Source organism: Burkholderia sp. YIM B11467 (assembly GCF_052952715.1).
This window is the reverse complement of record NZ_JBQVSQ010000006.1, coordinates 432,666-453,029: the sequence shown is the minus strand read 5'-3', so window position 1 is coordinate 453,029 and position 20,364 is coordinate 432,666. Positions and strand designations below refer to the sequence as shown.

Below are 20,364 nucleotides of genomic sequence, written 5' to 3'. Positions count from 1 at the left end.
ATCGAGCGCGGGGCGTATCGCTCTTCGTCCGGGTGGACTAAACCGCCGTGCGGCGGCGCAGCGGATCTTTCCTTAGTCCACCCGGACGAAGTGGCGCGCGGCGCCGGCGCTTAAGGTGAGCGCTCGACCATCGGCGGAGACGACACATGACGGACGACACACGTGCCACGCAATTGCTTTCGGGCCAGACCTGGGCCGATTTCTGCGACACCCTGAAACGCAGCGGACAACAGATCCTGCGCGCCGAGGCGCCGGATGACCCGCTGACGCGCGCGGAAGGGTTTCGCTACCTGAGCCGGCTGATGCGCATCGCGCTGGAAATGCACGTCGAGTTCGCGGACGGCGCGTGGCCAGGCTTTTTCTCGCCGTCGCACGAGACCGCGAAGATCGGCGCCGACAATCCCGACAACCTGTACCAGTACGCGCGTCTCGACGGCCGCTGCGAATACCGCGTGACCGGGCGGCGCGGCACGGTCGCGTACCTGAGCTTCGGCACGCAGAAGGGCGGCTACGAAACCGACGGCAAGATGCTGCAGACGGGTTTTCTCGACGCGAAGCAACTGGAGATCGCGCCGGACGGCAGCTTCGAGATCGTGCTGAGCGAGACGCCGCGCGCGGGCAACTGGGTGCGCATGGAGCCCGGCACGAACGCGCTGCTCGTGCGCCAGACCTTCCTCGACCGGCGCGCGGAGACGCCCGCGCAACTGAAGATCGAGCGCATCGGCGCGCAGGAGCGCCCGGCGCCGCTCGACCCGCTCGTGCTGCAAGGCGGCCTCACGCGCGCCGCGCAGTTCGTCGAGCAGACCTCGAAGCTGTTCGCCGACTGGGCCGCGAGCTACCGGTCGCACGTGAACGCGCTGCCGCCCGCCGACCAGGCGCTGTGCCAGTCGGTCGGCGGCGACCCGAACATCTACTACTACCACTCGTGCTGGTCGCTGGCCGACGACGAGGCGCTCGTGATCGACGTCGACACGGTGCCCGATTGCGACTTCTGGAACGTGCAGCTCAACAACTACTGGATGGAGTCGCTCGACTACCGGCATTTCGACGTGTGCGTGAACAAGCACAGCGCGCGGTTGAATGCCGGCGGCGGCGTGACCGTGGTGGTCGCGGCATCGCGGCCGGGCGATGCGAACTGGCTCGATACGGCCGGGCATCGCACGGGCACGATCTGCTGGCGCTGGGTCGGTGCCGCGCAACCCGTGCATCCGCGCACGCGCGTCGTGAAGCTCGCCACGCTGAAGGAGGCCGCATGAACGCGCCGCTCGACCGGATTCGCACGTTGCTCGCCGCCGACGGACTGATCGCCGAGGCCGTGTCGCGCACGGGCGGGCTCACCGCGTTCGGCGACGGACCGTATCGCGAAGCGCTCGACGTGATGTGCGCGTCGCTGATCGACGAAGCGAAGCTGTCCGCGCGTGGCGCGGAGATGATGCGCGAGAAGCTCGTCGGCCAGCTCGTGAACCGGCTCGTTATCGAGGATTACTTCCGGCGTTTTCCGGAGATCGCGGACATCGCGATCGACGATCCGCTCGTGATCGTCGGCCTGCCGCGCACGGGCACGACGCTGCTGCAGCGGCTCCTGGCCGTCGACCCGCGCTTTCATTCAGCCGCGTGGTGGGAAACGCGCTACCCGGCGCCGCTCGCGGGCGAGACGCTCGACGCGCCGACCGTGCGCATCGCGCGTGCGCAGGCTGAAGTCGCGACGATGATCGACTGCATTCCGCAGATCCTGACGATCCATCCGCTCGACGCGATGCTTGCCGACGAGGAGTTCATGCTGATGGAGCACGCGTTCGTGTGCGCGATGGATTCGTATGCGAACGTGCCGCGCTATACGGCGTGGCTGGCGCAGCAGGATCTCACGCCGGTCTACACGTACCTGAAGCGGATGCTGCAGTTCCTGCAGTGGCAGAAGGCGCGGCGCGGCGTCGCGCCGGCCGAGCGCTGGCTGTTGAAGACGCCGCAGCACCTACATGCGCTCGACGTGCTGTGCCGCGTGTTCCCGCGCGCGCAGGTGGTGCTCACGCATCGCGATCCGGCGCAGACGATTCCGTCGATGGCGAGCATGGCGCACACGCTGTGGCAGATGTATGCGGACGATCCGGATCCGCTCGCGGTCGGCGCGCAGTGGAACGCGGGGATGGCGCGCGCGATCGGTGCGGCGATGACGGCGCGCGACGCGCTGCCGGCCGATCGGTTCCTCGACGTGCGTTTCGAGGACACCGTATCGAATCCGCTCGGCGTCGCGGAAGCCGTGTACGCGTTTGCCGGCATGCCGCTCGATGCGCGGCAGCGCGCGGCGATGACGGACTGGATGGCGCGCAACGGTCGCGACAAGCGCGCCGCGCACGACTATTCGATCGCGCGTTTCGGCTTCACCGATGCACAGCTCGCGCACGACTTCGCCGCGTATCGCGCGCGGCACCTGCGGGCCGCCGGCTGACGGCCGCACGCGCAAGACGAACGATAACCAGGAGACAACCCATGTTGCTGAAGGACAAGATCGTCGTGATTTCCGGAATCGGGCCGGGGCTCGGTGTGAAGCTCGCCGTCGAGGCCGCGCGCGAGGGGGCGCGCGGCGTGGTCGTCGCGGCGCGCACGATGGAAAAGCTCGACGACGCCGAAGCGCGGATTCGCGCACTCGGCGTCGACTGCGACGTGCTGAAGATCAAGACCGACATCACCGACCGCGCGCAATGCCGGCAGCTCGCGACGCAGGCCGTCGAGCGCTTCGGCCGGATCGACGCGCTCGTGAACAGCGCGTTCGTGCACGGCACGTTTCCGGAGCCGGTCGAGGAAGCCGATCTCGACGGCTGGCGCGCGGTGTTCGACACCAACGTGTTCGGCACGATGGCGCTCACGCAGGAAGTCGTGCCGCACATGAAGCGCGCGCAGCGCGGCGCGATCGTGATGATCAACACGCAGGCGACCCGCAAGCCTTTTGCAGGGGAAGGCGGCTACGCTGTATCGAAGGGGGCACTCGCCGTTGCGGCAAAATACCTGGCGCGCGAACTCGGCGTGCACGGCATCCGCGCGAACAGCATCCACATGGGCTGGATGTGGGGCGTGCCGACGCAGACGTATTTCCGGCAGGCGGCCGCGGAATACGGGATGACGGAAGAACAGATCATCGCGCCGATCGCATCGAACATCGCGCTCGCGAAGCTGCCGACCGACGACGATTGCGCGCGCGCGGCGCTGTTTCTCGCGTCGGATTACGCGAACGCGGTGACGGGCGCGACGCTCGATGCGAACGGCGGCGATTTCATGCCTTGACGAGGATGGAGCAACGGATCATGCAGGACAACCACGACGCGCGGCATTTTTTCGCGTTCAACGGCGACGCGGACGGCCTCTGCGCGCTTCAGCAACTGCGGCTCGCGGAGGGCGTGTACGGCACGCTCGTGACGGGCGTGAAGCGCGACATCAAGCTGCTCGAGCGGATCGACGCGCGCGCGGGCGATCTCGTCACCGTGCTCGACGTGTCGCACGACCAGAATCGCGACGCGTGCGCACGGCTGCTGCGCGACGGGGCGACGGTCCGCTATTTCGACCATCACTTCGCGGGCGAGCTGCCCGACGATCCGCGCTTCGATGCGCATATCGACACGGCCGCCGATGTCTGCACGAGCGCGCTCGTGAACCGTTATCTCGGCGGCCGGCATGTGCGCTGGGCGATCGTCGCGGCATTCGGCGACGAACTGCCGGCGCTCGGCGACGCGCTCGCGCGCGAGCACGGGATCGACGACGCCGAGCGTTGCACGCTCGCGGAACTCGGGCTCTACCTGAACTACAACGCGTACGGCGAGTGCGTCGGCGATCTGCACTTCGATCCGGCGGCGCTCGCCGACGCGATGCTGCCGTGCGTCGATCCGCTCGATTTCGTGCGCGCGACCGCCGTGTTCGCCGCGCTGCGCGACGGTTACCGCGACGACATGGCGCGTGCATGCGCGCTTGCGCCGCTGCGCGAGGTGCCGGGCGCGACACTGGTGCGGATGCCTGATCATCCGTGGGCGCGACGCGCGACGGGGATGCTCGCGAACGAGCGGATGCGCAACGCGCCGCATGCGGCGCTCGCGGTGCTGTCGCCGCGAGCGGACGGCGGGCTCGTCGTCAGCGTGCGCGTGCCCGACGGCCGGCCGCTCGGCGCCGACGAGTTTTGCCGCGGCTTTCCGACCGGCGGCGGGCGCAAGCGCGCGGGCGGCATCAACCATCTGCCGGAAACCGAGTTCGACGCGTTCGCTGCGCGTTTCGAGGCGGCGTTCCGGCTCGATTGATTCGGCGATCCTCGACACGCGCGCCGTGCGGCCATCGCACGGCGCGCGTGTCGCCGGTTCAACCGGATCAGCCGGTCGCGCCCGCGAGCACGGCCGGCACGTTGTGGCCGTAGCAGCGCTCCTCGACGCGCTCGGCGATGCGCCAGCCCTGCGCGGTGCGCACGAACCGGTCGACGTACCACAGCCCGAGAAACATCACCTGCGTGCCGCCGTCCGGCAGCGCGACTTCCATCGGATTGAAGCAGATCGTGCGGCCGCGCGCGGTATCGCCGTCGAGCCGGATCGACAGGTTGCCGACCATGTGCTGGTACTGCGGAAACTGCGGCAGCACGGTGCGCAGCCAGGCCTTCACGTCCGGGTAGCGGCCGGCGATGCCGCCCATCGCGCGATAGTCGATCGCCGCGTCGGGCGTGAACACCGCATCGAGCGCGTCGAAGTCGCGCGTGTCGATCGCGCTCGAATACGCGACGATCAGCTCGCGGATGTCGTGATGGTCGGACAGGGTTTGCAGATCGGGCATCGGCCGCTCCCGGTCACGCGTTGTTGCGCCGGCGTGCCGCGTGCAGCGCTTCGGCGCGCTGCTTCACGTCGCGCGCGCACTGATCGAAACCCTGTTTCACCCACGCGCCGTGGTTCTGCATGATCGTGTCCGCGTTGACGCCGAGGAACTGGTCGGTCGTGAAATAGCGGCAACGCTCCGCGCCGTCGGCGTCGATGTACTGGTCGCGGCGCGCGGCGTCCTTGTGGTCGTCGGTCGGGCGCTGCTCCCACGACAGCAGGCGTTCGGGTTCACGGGCGACGAGGATCTCGCTGACGGGAATCACGGTCTCCGTGCCCGGAATGCGAATCTGCATGTGCACGAAATCGCCGAGCTTGCCGGTTGTTTCGACGCCGATGCAGAACGTGTTCCATTCGCCGTAGCGCGGGAAGTCGGTCAGCACTTCCCACACGACGGAGGCCGGCGCGTCGATGTCGACGGTGATCGAGGTGACGAGATTCGAGGGTTTGGTCATGGAGGTCTATCGGGTGAGGCGGCGCGCCCGCCCGGTTGGCCGCGCGCCGCAGCGGTCGGAAGGATCCGCGCCGGCAGCGGCCGGCGCGCGTGGCGGGTGCGGGTCGGGACGCGCGGTGCCGGTAGCGGCCGGCACGTGCCGCGCATCGCGGCGCACCCGACATCGAGCGTAGGCCGGCGAACGCGGCGAAGAATCGTCGGAATGGACTAAGGCGTTTCACCGGGCGGACGACGCGGCGCGCGTGCCGCGACCGTCATCGGCGTCGGCACAGGGGCGCGTCGGCATGCCGAGCGTCGACACCGCGCGGCGCAGCCGCGACAATACGTGTCCCGTTCCGCTTTCCGCATCGAGGTGCCCGTGTCCGCCAAGTCGTCCGTTGCTCCCGCGATCGTGTGGTTCCGCGACGATCTGCGCGTGACCGACCAGCCCGCGCTGACGCGCGCGGTCGAATCGGGCCGGCCGCTCGTGTGCGTGTTCGTCGACGACACGGGCGACGGCGCCGGGCGCCCGCCGGGCGGCGCGGCGCGCTGGTGGCTGCATGGGTCGCTGGCCGGGCTCGACGCCGCGCTCGCGCGTCATGGCGGGCGGTTGCTGCTGTTGCGCGGCGACGCGCAGCGCGAGATCGAACGCGTCGTGCACGACACGGGCGCGGCGGCCGTGTACTGGAACCGTCGTTATGCACAGCCGCAGCGCGACGCCGATGCGGTGCTGAAGGCGTCGCTCAAGGCGCGTGGCGTCACGGTCGAAAGCAGCAACGGCAGCCTGCTGAACGAGCCGTGGGAGGTGCTGACGGGCAGCGGTGCGCCGTACCAGGTGTTCACCGCGTATTGGCGCGCGGCACGCCGCGATCGCATGGTCGCTGTGCCGCTGCCGGAACCCGAGCGGATCGCGTTTCATCCGTGGCCGGAAGCCGTGCGCGAGCGCGCGCTGGCGCTCGACACGCTGGCGTTGCGCCCGCCGGTGCCGGACTGGGCCGGCGGCCTGCGCGACGCGTGGCCGACGCCCGACGAAACCGGCGCGCACGAACGGCTCGACGCGTTCCTGACGACTTCGCTCGCCGGTTATGCGGAGGCGCGCGACTGTCCCGACCGGCCCGCGACGAGCCGGCTGTCGCCGTTCCTGCGCTTCGGCAACGTGTCGCCGCGACAGGTGTGGCATGCGGTGCAGGGCGCCGCGCAGGCGGGTGGCGCGGTGTGCGCAGCGGGCGCCGACAAGTTCCTGAGCGAGCTCGGCTGGCGCGAATTCAGCTACACGCTGCTGTATCACTTCCCGGCGCTCGCGACCGACAACTTCCGCGCGCAGTTCGACACGATGCCGTGGCGCGACGATCCCGCCGCGCTGCGCGCGTGGCAGCGCGGGTTGACCGGCTATCCGCTCGTCGATGCGGGCTTGCGCGAGCTGTGGACGACCGGCTGGATGCACAACCGCGTGCGGATGGTCGTCGCGTCGTTTCTCATCAAGCACCTGCTGATCGACTGGCGCGCGGGCGAAGCGTGGTTTTGGGACACGCTGGTCGACGCCGATCCCGCGAACAACGCGGCGAGCTGGCAGTGGGTGGCCGGCTGCGGCGCCGACGCCGCGCCGTATTTCCGCATCTTCAATCCGGTCGCGCAGGGCCGTAAGTTCGACCCGGACGGCGCGTACGTGCGGCGCTGGGTGCCCGAGCTGGCCGGTCTCGACGCCGCGTCGATCCATGCGCCGTGGGAAGCGGCGCCGCTGGCGCTCGACGCGGCTGGCGTGCGGCTCGGCGTCGACTATCCGGCGCCGCTCGTCGATCACGCCGCCGCGCGCGCCCGTGCGCTCGATGCATTGGCCGCGTTGCCGAAGCGTCGCTGACGGTCGGCCCGCGCGGCACCGTTCACCGCGTCAGTTGCAGAACGCGACGTGTTCGAGCAGCGCGTACGCGACGCCCGAATCGAAGTAGGCCGCGCCGCACCACGCCACGAACGCGAGCGTAGCGACGGCCAGCGCCGCGCGGATCATGCCCATGCCGCGTTGCCCGAGGCCGGCCGCGCGACGCGCGCGTCGTCGATCGGCAGGTGCAGGAGCGCCGCGAGCACGCCGAGCGCGATCGAGCCGATCCACAGCGGCAGGTACGAATGCGTCGCGTCGTACACGAGCGCGCCGAGCCAGACGCCGAAGAAGCTGCCGAGCTGGTGCCCGAAGAACACGAAACCGAACAGCGTCGCGATGTAGCGCACGCCGAACACCTGCGAGATCACGCCGTTCGTCAGCGGCACCGTGCCGAGCCACGTGAAGCCCATCACGGCCGCGAACGTATAGACGCTCGCGGGCGACAGCGGCGCGGCGACGAACGCGGCCATCGCGAGCGCGCGCACGAGGTACAGCACCGACAGCACGTACTTGCGCCGCAGCAGCCCGCCGAGATGGCCGCACGCATAGGTGCCGGCCACGTTGGTCAGTGCGATCAGCGCGAGCGCGACGCTCGCGTGGCGCGCCGGCAGCCCGTGGTCGAGCAGGTACGCGGGCAGGTGCGTCGCGATGAACGCGAGCTGGAAGCCGCACGCGAAGAAGCCCGCGTTGAGCAGCCAGAAGCCGCGATGCGCGAACGCCTCGCGCACGGCTTCGCCGATCGACTGGTCGGGGCCGGCGGCGGCACCGGCCGCCTGCGCGGGCCGGTCACGCAGCAGCACGGCAAGCGGCGCGAGCAGCGCCGCGACGAGCGCCAGTGCGATGAACGCATGCCGCCAGCCGACATCGCCGATCAGTTCCTGCGCGACGGGCACCATGCAGAACTGGCCGAGCCCGCCGATCGCGCCGGCGACACCGAGCGCCCAGCCGCGCCGGTCGGGAGGAAACAGCCGGCTCAGCGCGCCGTAGATCGACGCGAACGCCGAGCCCGACAGCGCGATGCCGATCACGAGCCCGGCGCCGACCGTGAACATGCCGGTCGATGCCGCGTGCGCCATGATGACGAGCCCGGCCGCATACAGCAGCATCCCGGCGACGATCACGCGCACCGAGCCGAAGCGGTCCGCGATCATCCCCGTGAACGGCTGCGCGACGCCCCAGATCAGGTTCTGCAGCGCCAGTGCCAGCCCGAACGCTTCGCGCGACCAGCCGTGGTCGAGCGACACCGGCGCGAGGAACAGGCCCTGCACGTGGCGGATGCCGAGCGCGGCGCCCATGATCAGGCCGCCGGCCAGCACGGGCAGCCAGCGGCGTCGGACTTCCTGCTCGATCGGGGTCATGCGTGTCTCCGGATGAAGGCGCGCAGCGAAACGGCCGCGCTCGATCCGATTAGACGATCGCGCCCGTCGCCGCTCAAGCGATCATTCGGTCAGGTTGGCATGCGTGCGGGGAATGTGACGAAGTGCAGACGGGATGGGGCGGCAGTGCCCGGCCGTGGTCACGTGCATCCGGGAATACGGCCCCGGTTTACACCGACGTCTTGTCGTGCGCGTGCATTGCGAGATCGCATTCGGCCGCTTCGGCGAGCATCCAGTCACGCACGTCGGCGACTTCGCGGCGCGGTGCCGGATCGTGCTGGAACAGCCAGTAGCCGTACGTTTCCGTCAGCGCTTGCGTGTGCGGCCCGAGCACCGCGAGCCGCCCGTCCGCGAGCATCGGCGCGACGAGTGCAAGCCGCCCGAGCGCGACGCCCTGGCCCGCAATCGCGGCCTGGATCACCTGGTCGTACTGGTTGAAGCGCAGCACGCCCTTCGGGCGCGCGTCGCCGAGCCCGGCCGCGTGCAGGTGCGTGAGCCATTGCAGTTGCGGTTGCGGCGGCCCGTCGAATTCGAGCAGCACGTGGTCGGCGATCGCGGCCGCGCTCGTGACCGGCCGCGCGGCGAGCGCGGGATGCGCGACCGGCACGACGATCTCGTCGAACAGGTGCAGCGCGCCGGCCGGCGCGCGCTCGCGTGGGCAATAGCGGATGCCGAGGTCGATGCCTTCGGCGCGCAAATCGAGTACCTTGTCGTTCGCGGCGACGCGCAGGTCGATCTCCGGCAGGCGCGCCTGCAGCCGCCCGAGCCGCGGCAGCAGCCACAGCGCGGTGACGCCGATGCTTGCGGTGATCGTGACGGGCTGGCGCTCGCGCGCGGCGGCGAGCGACGCGACGGTGTCCTGCAGGCTGTGCAGCGCCGCATCCGCGGCGCGGAACAGCCGCTCGCCTTCCGGCGTGAATGCGATCTTCCGGTAGCCGCGCTGCAGCAGCGTGACGCCGAGATGCGCCTCGAGCGCGTGTACCTGGCGGCTGACTGCCGACTGCGTGACGCACAGGTCCTGCGCGGCGAGCGTGATGCTCATGCGGCGGCCGACGGCGACGAAACCGCGGACGAGGTCGAGCGACGGGAGACGGACGAGCGGCGTTGACATGCGCGTGACTCATGCGAACGGAGCAGCAAGATTGGTTGAGAACGCGGCACGCGTCAAGTTCAATGGAGGCTGGCCGGTGGGCGCGGGCGGTGGTTCGTGCTGGTCCGGGTCGCGAGGCGTGGGCCCGGAGGAGGGCGCTAAAGGGCCAACTCCGATCGACCGCGATGCATGGGATCGCAGTAAGCGCTAAAGCGCTAACTGCGATCGACCGCGATGCATGGGACCAGAGTAAGCGCTAAAGCGCTAACTCTGGTCGACAGGAGACAGGATGACGAATTCGAACGAAGAAGGCGGGGCCGCACGGCGTGAGCGCACGGCAGACGCGTTGCCGCCCGAACCCGTGACGCTGCGCGCAGCCGACGGCTATGTGTTGCGCGGCCATGTGTGGCGCCATCGCGGCGGCGGTGCGGTGCGGCCGGTGACGGTCATCAATTGCGCGACGTCGGTGCGCTGCGACTACTACTTCCGATTCGCGGCCTGGCTGTTCGCGCAGGGGCGCGACGTGCTCGTCTACGACTATCGCGGCATCGGCGGGTCGCGCCCCGCGCGGCTCGCGAAGCTGCGCGCGAACTGGCTCGACTGGGGGCGGCTCGATTGCGAGGCCGCGCTGCACTATGCGCGCGACGCGTTTCCGGGCCAGCCGCTCGACGTCGTCGCGCACAGCATCGGCGGCTGCGTGCTCGGGCTCGCGGCATCGAACGTGCACGTGCGGCACGCTGTGACCGTCGGTGCGCAATATGCGTACTGGCGCGATTACCTGCCGGCCGAGCGGCGCCGCATGTGGTGGAAGTGGCACGTCGCGATGCCCGTGCTGGCGGCCGTGTTCGGTTATGTGCCCGCGAAGCGGCTCGGCTGGATGGAGGACACGCCGCGCGGCATCGCGCTGTCGTGGGCGCGCTCGCAACCGCGTTTCGAAGACGGTTACCTGGGTGGCCTGCGCGACGAAAGCACCGTGAGCCGCGCGGCGCTGCCTGCGCGCTTCGCGGGGCTGTCGGCGCCGATGCTCGCGATCGGCGTCGACGACGACGCGTTCGGCACCGTCGACGCAATCGAGCGGCTGGTCGGCTACTACACGGGCAGCGACGTCACGCACCTGCGGATCGCGCCCGGCGACATCGGCGTCGACGCGATCGGCCATTTCGCGTTTTTCCACAGCCGCTTCACCGACGCGCTGTGGCCCGTCGCGCTGTACTGGCTGCAACATGGCGTGCTGCCGGCCGATGCGCCGGGTAGCGTGCACGCGCTACATCCGGCATCGCGCGCTCGGGCGACGGGGAGCGGCGTGCCGGGCGTGGCCGCGAACGGGTGAAGCGGGGCGGCCTCGCAACGCGGTGCAGGCGCGGCACGTTGCGATGCGTGACCTTCGCACCCCAATAGTGACGCCTCCGTGATTCGACGCAGACACCGCAATGCAAGCACACGCCGGTTCGCGCGCCGGCGCGATCGATTAACATCGGACGTTTCATCCCCCAGCACAGGCTGCCGCGTGCCGATGTCCATTCCATCCGATTCCGCTTCCCCGGTTGAAACGCCCCGCGCATGGCGCATGCAGGCGCTCGACGTGCCGGCCGCCGCGTCCCGCGCCGGCGTGCGGCTCGCGCGCGTCGATTTCGACTGGCGCGTACCGCTTGCGGCGCCCGCCTATGCGGCGTTGAGCGACGGCGAGCGCGCGCGGGCCGCGCGCTTCATGCGGCATGAGGATGCGGTGCGCAGCGCCGCGACGCGCGCCGCGCTGCGCGACGTGCTTGGGACGGCCCTCGGGATCGCGCCGAATGCGGTCGCGATCGTCGTCGACGAATCGGGGCGGCCGTCGCTGGATCGCGCCCATCGTGCGTCGCTCGACTTCAACGTGTCGCACGCGGGCGATCATGCGCTGCTCGCGTGGGCGCCCGCGGGCCGCGTCGGCGTCGATATCGAGTGCTGCAACCGCGCGGCCGACTGGCGCGCGCTGACGCGCGAAGTCTGCGCGCCCGCCGAAGCCGCGTATCTCGACGGCCTGCCGTCCGACGCGCGCGTAGCCGCATTCATGCGAGTCTGGAGCGCGAAGGAAGCGTTGCTCAAGGCGCTCGGCACGGGCATCGTCGGCGGGCTGCGCGCATTCTCGGTCGTGCCGCCGTGCGATGCGGCGACACCGGCGACGACGATCGTCGAGCCGTCCGCGCCCTCCGCCGGCGTGGCGGCGTTCGACGCGGCGTGGCTCGACGCGGCGCCCGGCTACGCGGCGTGCGTCGCGTGGACGCGCGCGTGAGCCCGTGTCAACGCGCGTCGCTCATTCGAGCGGCGCGTCGTTCGGCGCCGCATAGCGCGTCCTGATCACGTCGCTCATCGGGAAATCGAACGACAGCCCCTTCGGCGGCACCGGCTTCATGAACCACTTGTCGTACAGCGCGTTGATCTCGCCGCTCTTCATCATCTGCACGAGCACGCCGTCGACGAGCGCCTTGAACTGCGGATCGTCCTTGCGCAGCATGAACCCGTAGGCTTCCGACGATTGCGGCGTGCCGACGATCGTCCAGTCGGCCGGTTTCGCGGCGAGCTGGCGCACGCCCGCGAGCAGCACGTCGTCCATCATGTACGCGGCCGCGCGGCCCGATTCGAGCGTGAGGCGTCCTTCGCCGTAGTCCTTCGCGCTGATGATCTGCATGTTCATCTTCTTTTCCTCGTTCATCTTGCGCAGCAGGCGTTCGGACTTCGTGCCCTGGTTCGTCACGACCGTCTTGCCCGCGAGGTCGGGGAAGTCGCGGATGCCCGACGTCGTGCGCGTGAGCAGGCGCGTCGTCGCGACGAAGAAGGTGGTCGAGAACGCGACCTGCGCGTGTCGCGCGGCGAGGTTCGTGGTCACGCCGCATTCGAGATCGACGGTGCCGTTCTGCACGAGCGGGATGCGGTTCTGCGACGTGACCGGGATGAAGCGCACCTGCAGGTCGGGCTTGCCGGTGCGCGCCTTCACCGCGGCGATCACGCGGTCGCACAGGTCCTGCGAGAAGCCGATGACCTTGCCGCTCGTGTCGACATAGGAGAACGGCACTGACGTTTCGCGATGGCCGATCGAAATCAGGTTGGTCTGCCGGATCTTCTCGAGCGTGCCGGAGAGCGGTTCCGCGGCGAGCGCGGCGCCGCACGCGAGCGCGCACGCGGCGACGAGCAGGCGGCGGCCGAGCAGGGCGGCGAATCGTGACGGGAAGTGCATGGCGGGATCTCCTTGGCGAGTGATGAACCGTATGTTGCCAAAGACAAAATAATTGCAACATATGTTAATGGGCGAGCCCCACGGCCCGGTCCGGTGGGCAGGGCCGGACATCAGGGAAACTCCCAAGTCGAAATCAGTGAAAAACGGGTTGTCTAGACAAGTTCCGATGGCTACACTTCAATCCATTCCGAACTTGTCTAGACAGGATTGCTCACATGATTACGTTGACCCCCGGCCACCTGACCCTCCCGCAACTGCGCCAGATCGCACGCGAATCCGTGCAGCTGACGCTCGACCCGGCCAGCTTCGCGAAGATCGACGCAGGCGCGAAGGCTGTCGCCGACATCGCCGCGAAGGGCGAGCCGGCCTACGGCATCAACACGGGCTTCGGTCGCCTTGCCAGCACGCACATCCCGCACGACCAGCTCGAACTGCTGCAGAAGAACCTCGTGCTGTCGCACGCGGTCGGCGTCGGTGCGCCGATGGAGCGTTCGTCGGTGCGCCTGCTGATGGCGCTGAAGCTGTCGAGCCTCGGCCGCGGCCACTCGGGCATCCGCCGCGAAGTGATGGACGCGCTGATTACGCTGTTCAACGCGGACGTGCTGCCGCTGATCCCGGTGAAGGGTTCGGTCGGCGCATCGGGCGACCTCGCGCCGCTCGCGCACATGTCGGCCGTGCTGCTCGGCGTCGGCGAAGTGTTCATCCGCGGCGAACGCGCGAGCGCGCTCGACGGTCTGCGCGTCGCGGGCCTCGCGCCGCTAACGCTGCAGGCGAAAGAAGGCCTCGCGCTCTTGAACGGCACGCAGGCATCGACCGCGCTGGCGCTCGACAACATGTTCTCGATCGAAGACCTGTACCGCACCGGGCTCGTCGCCGGCGCGCTGTCGGTCGACGCGGCGGCCGGCTCGGTGAAGCCGTTCGATGCGCGTATCCACGAACTGCGCGGCCATCAAGGCCAGATCGACGCGGCAGCGGCCTACCGCGACCTGCTCGAAGGCTCGCCGATCAACCAGTCGCACCGCGACTGCGACAAGGTGCAGGATCCGTACAGCCTGCGCTGCCAGCCGCAGGTGATGGGCGCGTGCCTGGACCAGATGCGCCATGCGGCCAACGTGCTGCTGATCGAGGCGAACGCGGTGTCGGACAACCCGCTGATCTTCCCGGATACCGGCGAAGTGCTGTCGGGCGGCAACTTCCACGCGGAACCCGTCGCGTTCGCGGCCGACAACCTCGCGCTGGCCGCGGCGGAAATCGGCGCGCTGGCCGAGCGCCGCATCGCGCTGCTGATCGACGCGACGCTGTCGGGCCTGCCCCCGTTCCTCGTGCGGGACGGCGGCGTGAACTCGGGCTTCATGATCGCCCACGTGACGGCCGCCGCCCTCGCGTCGGAAAACAAGACGCTCGCGCACCCGGCGTCGGTCGATTCGCTGCCGACTTCCGCGAACCAGGAGGACCACGTGTCGATGGCGACGTTCGCCGCGCGCAAGCTCGCCGACATCGCGGACAACACGAAGCACATCCTCGCGATCGAACTGCTGGCCGCTGCGCAAGGCGTCGACCTGCGCGCGCCGTATCACACGAGCCCGAAGCTGGCGCCCGTGATGGAAACGATCCGCGGCAAGGTCGCGCACTACGAGCTCGACCACTACTTCGCACCGGACATCGCGGCGATCGCGAAGCTGGTCGGCGAGCGTGCGTTCGCGAAGGTCGCACCGTTCTCGTTCGCATCGGAACAGTAAGCCCATGAGCGCGCCGGTCTACCAGGAGATCAAGGATTTCATCCTGGGCCGCATCCACGCCGGCGAGTGGGAGGAGGGCGACCAGGTGCCGTCCGAGAACGAGCTGGCACGCGAGTTCAAGGTCGCGCGCATGACCGTCAACCGCGCGCTGCGCGAGTTGACGGCCGAACAGGTGCTCACGCGCATGAAGGGCGCGGGCACCTACGTCGCGCGGCCGAAGTACGAGTCGACCCTGGTTGCGATCCGCAGCATCTCGGAAGAAGTCGGTGCACGTGGGCATGCGTATCACGCCAGCGTGCTCGGTCTCGAGACGATCCGCGCCGACGAGGCGCTCGCCGACGAGATGCAGGTGGCCGTGCGCGCGAAGCTGTTTCATTCGCAGGTGCTGCACTTCGAGAACGACGAGCCGGTGCAGCTCGAAGAACGATGGGTGAATCCGGCGGTCGCGCCGGATTACGCCGAGCAGGATTTCACGAACACGACGCCGAACCTGTACCTGATGCGCGCGGCTCCGCTGCAGCGCGTCGAGTACCGGATCGAAGCGGCGGCCCCGGCGCCGGAGCGGCGCGAGCAGCTGCGGATGGACGACGTCGAACCGTGTCTGGTTTTACATCGGCGCACCTGGTCGCAGGGCGTCGTCGCCTCGGTGGCGAATCTGTGGCATCCCGGCAGCCGTTATCGCTTCACCGGGCATTTCTGATTCCTATTTGAATTTCATTTTCCTTCGGGAGCAGTCGTCATGAACCATCCGAAACACATCGATCCCCGTCTCGATCCGACGCGCACGATCCGCGCGCCGCGCGGCAGCGAGAAGACCTGCAAGACCTGGCTGGCCGAAGCGGCCTACCGGATGATCCAGAACAACCTCGACCCGGAAGTCGCCGAGCATCCGCATGCGCTCGTCGTGTACGGCGGCATCGGCCGCGCGGCGCGCAACTGGGAATGCTACGACCAGATCCTCGCGTCGCTGAAGGATCTCGAAGAGAACGAGACGCTGCTGATCCAGTCGGGCAAGCCGGTCGGTGTGTTCCGTACGCACAAGGATGCACCGCGCGTGCTGCTCGCGAACTCGAACCTCGTGCCGCACTGGGCGAACTGGGATCACTTCCACGAGCTCGACCGCAAGGGCCTGATGATGTACGGCCAGATGACGGCCGGCAGCTGGATCTACATCGGCAGCCAGGGCATCGTTCAGGGTACCTATGAAACGTTCTTCTCGGTCGCGAACCAGCACTTCAACGGCGATCCGTCGGGCCGCTGGATCCTGACGGGCGGCCTGGGCGGCATGGGCGGCGCGCAGCCGCTGGCCGCGACGATGGCCGGGTTCTCGATGATCGCGGTCGAATGCGACGAGACGCGCATCGACTTCCGCCTGAAGACGCGTTACGTCGACAAGAAGGCGACGACGCTCGACGAAGCGCTCGGCATGATCGAGGAAGCGAAGCGCGACGGCAAGCCCGTGTCGATCGGCCTGCTCGGCAACGCAGCCGACGTGTTCCCGGAACTCGTCAAGCGCGGCATCACGCCGGACTGCGTGACCGACCAGACGAGCGCGCACGATCCGATCAACGGCTACCTGCCGCAAGGCTGGACCGTCGCGCAATGGCGCGAAGCGCAGAAGGTCGATCCGCAGAGCATCGTGAAGGTCGCGAAGCAGTCGATGGCCGTCCAGGTGCAGGCGATGCTGGATCTGCAGGAACGCGGCGCGGCGACGCTCGACTACGGCAACAACATCCGCCAGATGGCGCTGGAAATGGGCGTCGAGAACGCGTTCGACTTCCCGGGCTTCGTGCCGGCGTACATCCGTCCGCTGTTCTGCGAAGGCAAGGGCCCGTTCCGCTGGGTTGCGCTGTCGGGCGATCCGGAAGACATCTACAAGACCGACCAGAAGGTGAAGGAGCTGATCCCCGACGATCCGCACCTGCACAACTGGCTCGACATGGCACGTGAGCGCATCGCGTTCCAGGGCCTGCCGGCACGGATCTGCTGGGTTGGCGTGAAGGATCGCTATCGCCTCGGCCAGGCGTTCAACGAGATGGTCAAGAACGGCGAGCTGAAGGCCCCGATCGTGATCGGCCGCGACCACCTCGACACGGGTTCGGTCGCGAGCCCGAACCGCGAGACGGAATCGATGAAGGACGGCTCGGACGCAGTCAGCGACTGGCCGCTGCTGAACGCACTGCTGAACACGGCAGGCGGCGCATCGTGGGTGTCGCTGCATCACGGCGGCGGTGTCGGCATGGGCTTCTCGCAGCACTCGGGCGTCGTGATCGTCGCCGACGGTACCGCCGAAGCGCACGAGCGTCTCGGCCGCGTGCTGCTGAACGATCCGGCGACGGGCGTGATGCGCCATGCGGATGCCGGTTACGAACTCGCGCAGCAGACGGCCCGCGAAGCCGGCCTGAAGCTGCCGATGCTCGGCCGCTGAGCATGACGGCGCTTGACCAGGCGCCGGTGAGCGCGACGATGATCCGCGCGGCGGATCTCGTCGCGTCGCCGTGGAAGAACGGCGGCGGCGTGACGCGCGAGATCGGCGCGTTCCCACCGGGCGCCGCGCTCGATGCGTTTGCATGGCGCGTGAGCGTCGCGGACGTCGGCACGGCCGGGCCGTTCTCGCGTTTCGACGGCATCGACCGCACGCTCGTGCTGCTGTCCGGTGCGGGCATGACGCTCGCCGAGGAAGGCGGTACGCGCCACGTGCTCGACGTGCCGCTCGCCCACGCGGATTTCGCGGGCGAGACGGCGATCGATGCGACGCTGCACGACGGCGCGACGCGCGACTTCAACCTGATGACGCGCCGTTCGGCCGCGCGCGGATCGCTCGACGTATGGCGCGCAGGCGCGCACCGCATCGAGTGTGCCGATACCGTGCTGCTGTTTTGCGCGGCCGGTGCAGTCAGTGTTGAAATCGACGGCACGCACTACGCCCTGGAAGAAATGGACACGCTGCGGCTCGACGGGCCGCAGCGTGCGTTTGACGTCGTCGTGAGCGGGAGCGGCGCGCTGCTGGCCGTATCGCTCGCCGTCGGCGAACGAGACTGAACGCATGAAACCGACTGTCTGGCATCACCTGAGGCTGTGTCCGCACGGCCATCCCGACGAGACGATCGACGACGCGGCGATCGCCGTCGACGAAACCGGCACGATCGTCTGGCTCGGCGCGCTGTCCGCGCTGCCGCACGGTTATGCGCACTGGCAGCGCGAGGATCTGCATGGCGCGTGGGTGACGCCGGGCCTCGTCGACTGCCACACGCACCTCGTGTACGGCGGCACGCGTGCCGACGAATTCGCACAGCGTCTCGCGGGCGTCAGCTATGAGGAAATCGCGCGGCAGGGCGGCGGGATCGTCTCGACGGTGCGCGCGACGCGCGCGGCCGACGAGACGGCACTGTTCGTGCAGGCCGCCGCGCGCCTGCAGCCGCTGCTCGCCGAAGGCGTGACCGCGATCGAGATCAAGTCGGGCTACGGGCTCGACCTCGCGAGCGAGCGCAAGATGCTGCGCGTCGCGCGCCAGCTCGGCGAACGTTTTCCGGTCACCGTTTACACGACCTTCCTCGGCGCGCACGCGCTGCCGCCCGAATATGCGGGCCGCGCGGACGCGTATATCGACGAAGTGTGCGACCGGATGCTGCCGGCGCTGGCCGACGAGGGCCTCGTCGACGCGGTCGACGTGTTCTGCGAACGCATCGGCTTTTCGCTCGCGCAGACCGAGCGTGTGTTCGAAGCCGCGACGCGGCGCGGGCTGCCCGTGAAGCTGCATGCGGAGCAATTGTCGAATGCGGGCGGCACGGCGCTCGCCGCACGCTATCGTGCGCTGTCCGCCGATCACCTCGAATTTCTCGACGAAGCCGGCATCGAGGCAATGAAGGCGGCCGGTACGGTCGCCGTGCTGCTGCCCGGCGCGTACTACTTCATCCGCGAAACCCAACTGCCGCCGATCGAGCTGCTGCGCAAGCACGGCGTGCCGATCGCACTCGCGACCGATCACAACCCCGGCACGTCGCCGCTCGAATCGCTGCTGCTGACGTTGAACCTCGGCTGCACGCTGTTCCGCATGACGGTGCCCGAGGTGCTGCAGGGCGTGACGCGCCATGCGGCCGCGGCGCTCGGCCGCGCGGATCGCCACGGCGCGCTCGAGGTCGGTCGCCAGGCCGACTTCGCCGTGTGGTCGGTCGGCTCGCTGGCGGAGCTTGCGTACTGGATCGGCCGGCCGCTGTGCGAGCAGGTCGTACGCGGTGGGACCACCGTGTTTCGCCGGATGAACGGATAGTTTTTGCACGGGACCGGACCCAGCGCTGAAGCGTGTTGCGGTCTGGTCGACTGCAACGGGGCATGAGCAAGCGCCGATGCGCGTGCTCTTGCCAACCGTGGAATGGGACCAGACCCAACGCTGGCGCGTCGATTCTGGTCAATAAGGAATCGCAATGACCGACACCCTGTTGTTCGCGGACCATGCCTACCTGCCCGATGGCTGGCGCCGCAATGTGCTGCTGCGCTGGGACGCGGCCGGCACGCTGACCGAAGTGACGCCCGACACCGACGCGCCGGCAGGCGTTGCGCGTGCGGCCGGGCCGGTGCTGCCCGGCATGCCGAACCTGCATTCGCACGCATTCCAGCGCGCGATGGCGGGGCTCACCGAATACCGCGCGAATCCCGCCGACAGCTTCTGGAGCTGGCGCGACCTGATGTACCGCTTCGCGCTGAAGATCACGCCCGACGCGCTCGCCGCGATCGCGCGCTGGCTGTATGTCGAGATGCTCAAGTGCGGCTACACGTCGGTGTGCGAATTCCACTACGTGCATCACACGCAGGACGGCTCGCGCTATCCGCAGATCGCGGAGCTCGGCACGCGCGTGGTCGACGCCGCGCGCTCGGCCGGCATCGGCATCACGATGCTGCCCGTGTCGTACCAGTTCGCCGGCTTCGGCAACAAGCCGCCGCGCGACGACCAGCGCCGCTTCATCAACACGCCCGACGGCCTGCTCGAACTGCTCGACGCGATGCGTCGCACGGCGCCCGAGCACGGCGGGCTGCGCTACGGCGTCGCGCCGCACTCGCTGCGCGCGGTGTCCGAGAACGGGCTGCGCGTGCTGCTCGAGGGCCTGCCCGGCGATGCGCCCGTGCATATCCATATCGCCGAACAGACGGCCGAAGTCGACGACTGCGTGCGTGCCTACGGCGCGCGCCCCGTCCAATGGCTGCTGGATCGCTTCGACGTCGATGCGCGCTGGTGCCTCGTGCACGCGACGCACGTCGACGCGGCCGAAACGGCAGCGCTCGCGAAGCGTCGCGCGGTCGCCGGCCTGTGCCTGACGACCGAAGCGAACCTCGGCGACGGCGTGTTCCCGGCCGTCGACTATCTCGCGCAGGGTGGTGTGATCGGCGTCGGCTCGGACAGCCACGCGTCGGTCGACTGGCGCGCCGAGTTGCGCCTGCTCGAATACGGGCAACGGCTCGTGCACCGCGCGCGCAACGTGCTGGCGAGCGACACGCAGGCGCATGTCGCCGATCGCCTGTTCGACGCATCGCTCGCGGGCGGCGCGCAGGCCAGCGGGCGGCGCGTCGGTGCGCTGCGCGAAGGCTGCCGCGCCGACTGGCTCGTGCTCGATCCCGATCATCCGGCGATCGCCGAACACGACAGCGCGTCCTGGCTGTCGGGTATCGTGTTCGCCGAGCATGGCGAGACGCCCGTGCTCGACGTCTACACCGGCGGCGAACGCGTCGTGAGCGGCCGCCGCCATCGCGACGAAACCGTCGCGTATGCCGACTACCGCGCCGCGCTGGCGCAACTGCTGCGCTGA

The 20,364-nt window shown here is 69.2% G+C and carries 19 protein-coding genes; 13 read left to right on the top strand and 6 right to left on the bottom strand.

The window, feature by feature from the left end:
- Nucleotides 1–146 precede the first annotated feature (146 nt).
- The 4 genes from ACTRWB_RS23015 to ACTRWB_RS23000 are packed head-to-tail and all read left to right on the top strand — an operon-like array spanning nt 147 to nt 4,280.
- Nucleotides 147–1,256, top strand: coding sequence for a DUF1214 domain-containing protein (locus tag ACTRWB_RS23015; protein WP_446903291.1), 1,110 nt, complete (start codon nt 147–149; stop codon nt 1,254–1,256).
- Nucleotides 1,253–2,446, top strand: a complete 1,194-nt coding sequence (locus ACTRWB_RS23010; protein ID WP_129512546.1) for a sulfotransferase family protein — start codon at nt 1,253–1,255, stop codon at nt 2,444–2,446. Before ACTRWB_RS23015 ends, ACTRWB_RS23010 begins: the two co-directional genes overlap by 4 nt.
- Before the next feature lie 41 nt (nt 2,447–2,487).
- Entirely contained in the window at nt 2,488–3,279 is a 792-nt protein-coding gene (locus ACTRWB_RS23005; protein ID WP_446903290.1) for an SDR family oxidoreductase, read from the top strand.
- 20 nt (nt 3,280–3,299) lie between these two features.
- Nucleotides 3,300–4,280 (top strand): acetyltransferase, encoded by a 981-nt coding sequence (locus ACTRWB_RS23000; RefSeq protein WP_446903289.1) that lies wholly within the window; start codon nt 3,300–3,302, stop codon nt 4,278–4,280.
- Between the two features lie 67 nt (nt 4,281–4,347).
- On the opposite strand, the gene ACTRWB_RS22995 is transcribed toward ACTRWB_RS23000, so the two are convergent.
- Together ACTRWB_RS22995 and ACTRWB_RS22990 are read right to left on the bottom strand one after the other, a co-directional pair.
- Nucleotides 4,348–4,800: a nuclear transport factor 2 family protein gene (locus ACTRWB_RS22995; RefSeq protein WP_048248921.1), complete on the bottom strand. Its 453-nt coding sequence runs from the start codon at nt 4,798–4,800 to the stop codon at nt 4,348–4,350.
- A 13-nt stretch (nt 4,801–4,813) separates the two neighbouring features.
- Nucleotides 4,814–5,293, bottom strand: coding sequence for an SRPBCC domain-containing protein (locus ACTRWB_RS22990; RefSeq protein ID WP_446903288.1), 480 nt, complete (start codon nt 5,291–5,293; stop codon nt 4,814–4,816).
- A 357-nt stretch (nt 5,294–5,650) separates the two neighbouring features.
- On the opposite strand from ACTRWB_RS22990, the gene ACTRWB_RS22985 reads away from it, so the two are divergent.
- Nucleotides 5,651–7,129, top strand: coding sequence for a cryptochrome/photolyase family protein (locus tag ACTRWB_RS22985; protein WP_446903316.1), 1,479 nt, complete (start codon nt 5,651–5,653; stop codon nt 7,127–7,129).
- Nucleotides 7,130–7,159: 30 nt separating this feature from the next.
- Here ACTRWB_RS22985 and ACTRWB_RS22980 read toward each other — a convergent pair whose 3' ends face one another.
- The 3 genes from ACTRWB_RS22980 to ACTRWB_RS22970 all read right to left on the bottom strand — a co-directional run bounded on the left by ACTRWB_RS22980 (nt 7,160) and on the right by ACTRWB_RS22970 (nt 9,634).
- On the bottom strand, nt 7,160–7,282 hold the full coding sequence (locus tag ACTRWB_RS22980) for a hypothetical protein (protein ID WP_264299662.1): 123 nt from the start codon (nt 7,280–7,282) through the stop codon (nt 7,160–7,162).
- Nucleotides 7,273–8,505 carry an MFS transporter gene (locus ACTRWB_RS22975; RefSeq protein WP_446903287.1) on the bottom strand — a complete coding sequence of 411 codons (1,233 nt, stop codon included), beginning with the start codon at nt 8,503–8,505 and terminating at the stop codon, nt 7,273–7,275. Before ACTRWB_RS22975 ends, ACTRWB_RS22980 begins: the two co-directional genes overlap by 10 nt.
- Nucleotides 8,506–8,692: 187 nt before the next feature.
- Nucleotides 8,693–9,634 carry a LysR substrate-binding domain-containing protein gene (locus tag ACTRWB_RS22970; RefSeq protein WP_446903286.1) on the bottom strand — a complete coding sequence of 314 codons (942 nt, stop codon included), beginning with the start codon at nt 9,632–9,634 and terminating at the stop codon, nt 8,693–8,695.
- Nucleotides 9,635–9,902: 268 nt separating this feature from the next.
- Here ACTRWB_RS22970 and ACTRWB_RS22965 point away from each other — a divergent pair, with 268 nt between their 5' ends.
- Complete coding sequence (locus ACTRWB_RS22965; RefSeq protein ID WP_446903285.1) at nt 9,903–10,943, top strand: alpha/beta hydrolase family protein; 1,041 nt, start codon at nt 9,903–9,905, stop codon at nt 10,941–10,943.
- A 183-nt stretch (nt 10,944–11,126) separates the two neighbouring features.
- Nucleotides 11,127–11,882 (top strand): 4'-phosphopantetheinyl transferase family protein, encoded by a 756-nt coding sequence (locus tag ACTRWB_RS22960; RefSeq protein WP_446903284.1) that lies wholly within the window; start codon nt 11,127–11,129, stop codon nt 11,880–11,882.
- 21 nt (nt 11,883–11,903) lie between these two features.
- Here ACTRWB_RS22960 and ACTRWB_RS22955 read toward each other — a convergent pair whose 3' ends face one another.
- Entirely contained in the window at nt 11,904–12,824 is a 921-nt protein-coding gene (locus ACTRWB_RS22955) for a glutamate/aspartate ABC transporter substrate-binding protein (RefSeq protein WP_446903283.1), read from the bottom strand.
- Nucleotides 12,825–13,039: 215 nt separating this feature from the next.
- Between ACTRWB_RS22955 and hutH the strand changes: the two genes are divergently transcribed.
- The 6 genes from hutH (at nt 13,040) to ACTRWB_RS22925 (ending at nt 20,364) form a co-directional block, all read left to right on the top strand.
- Nucleotides 13,040–14,563 carry a histidine ammonia-lyase gene (hutH, locus tag ACTRWB_RS22950; RefSeq protein ID WP_129512537.1) on the top strand — a complete coding sequence of 508 codons (1,524 nt, stop codon included), beginning with the start codon at nt 13,040–13,042 and terminating at the stop codon, nt 14,561–14,563.
- Between the two features lie 4 nt (nt 14,564–14,567).
- On the top strand, nt 14,568–15,263 hold the full coding sequence (gene hutC, locus ACTRWB_RS22945; RefSeq protein ID WP_048248840.1) for a histidine utilization repressor: 696 nt from the start codon (nt 14,568–14,570) through the stop codon (nt 15,261–15,263).
- Between the two features lie 39 nt (nt 15,264–15,302).
- On the top strand, nt 15,303–16,991 hold the full coding sequence (gene hutU, locus ACTRWB_RS22940; RefSeq protein WP_129512536.1) for a urocanate hydratase: 1,689 nt from the start codon (nt 15,303–15,305) through the stop codon (nt 16,989–16,991).
- A gap of 2 nt (nt 16,992–16,993) precedes the next feature.
- A complete protein-coding gene (locus tag ACTRWB_RS22935) occupies nt 16,994–17,605 on the top strand; it encodes a HutD/Ves family protein (protein ID WP_446903282.1) in 612 nt (203 codons plus the stop codon).
- Nucleotides 17,606–17,609: 4 nt separating this feature from the next.
- Nucleotides 17,610–18,833 carry an imidazolonepropionase gene (hutI, locus tag ACTRWB_RS22930; protein ID WP_446903281.1) on the top strand — a complete coding sequence of 408 codons (1,224 nt, stop codon included), beginning with the start codon at nt 17,610–17,612 and terminating at the stop codon, nt 18,831–18,833.
- 154 nt (nt 18,834–18,987) lie between these two features.
- Nucleotides 18,988–20,364: a formimidoylglutamate deiminase gene (locus ACTRWB_RS22925; protein ID WP_446903280.1), complete on the top strand. Its 1,377-nt coding sequence runs from the start codon at nt 18,988–18,990 to the stop codon at nt 20,362–20,364.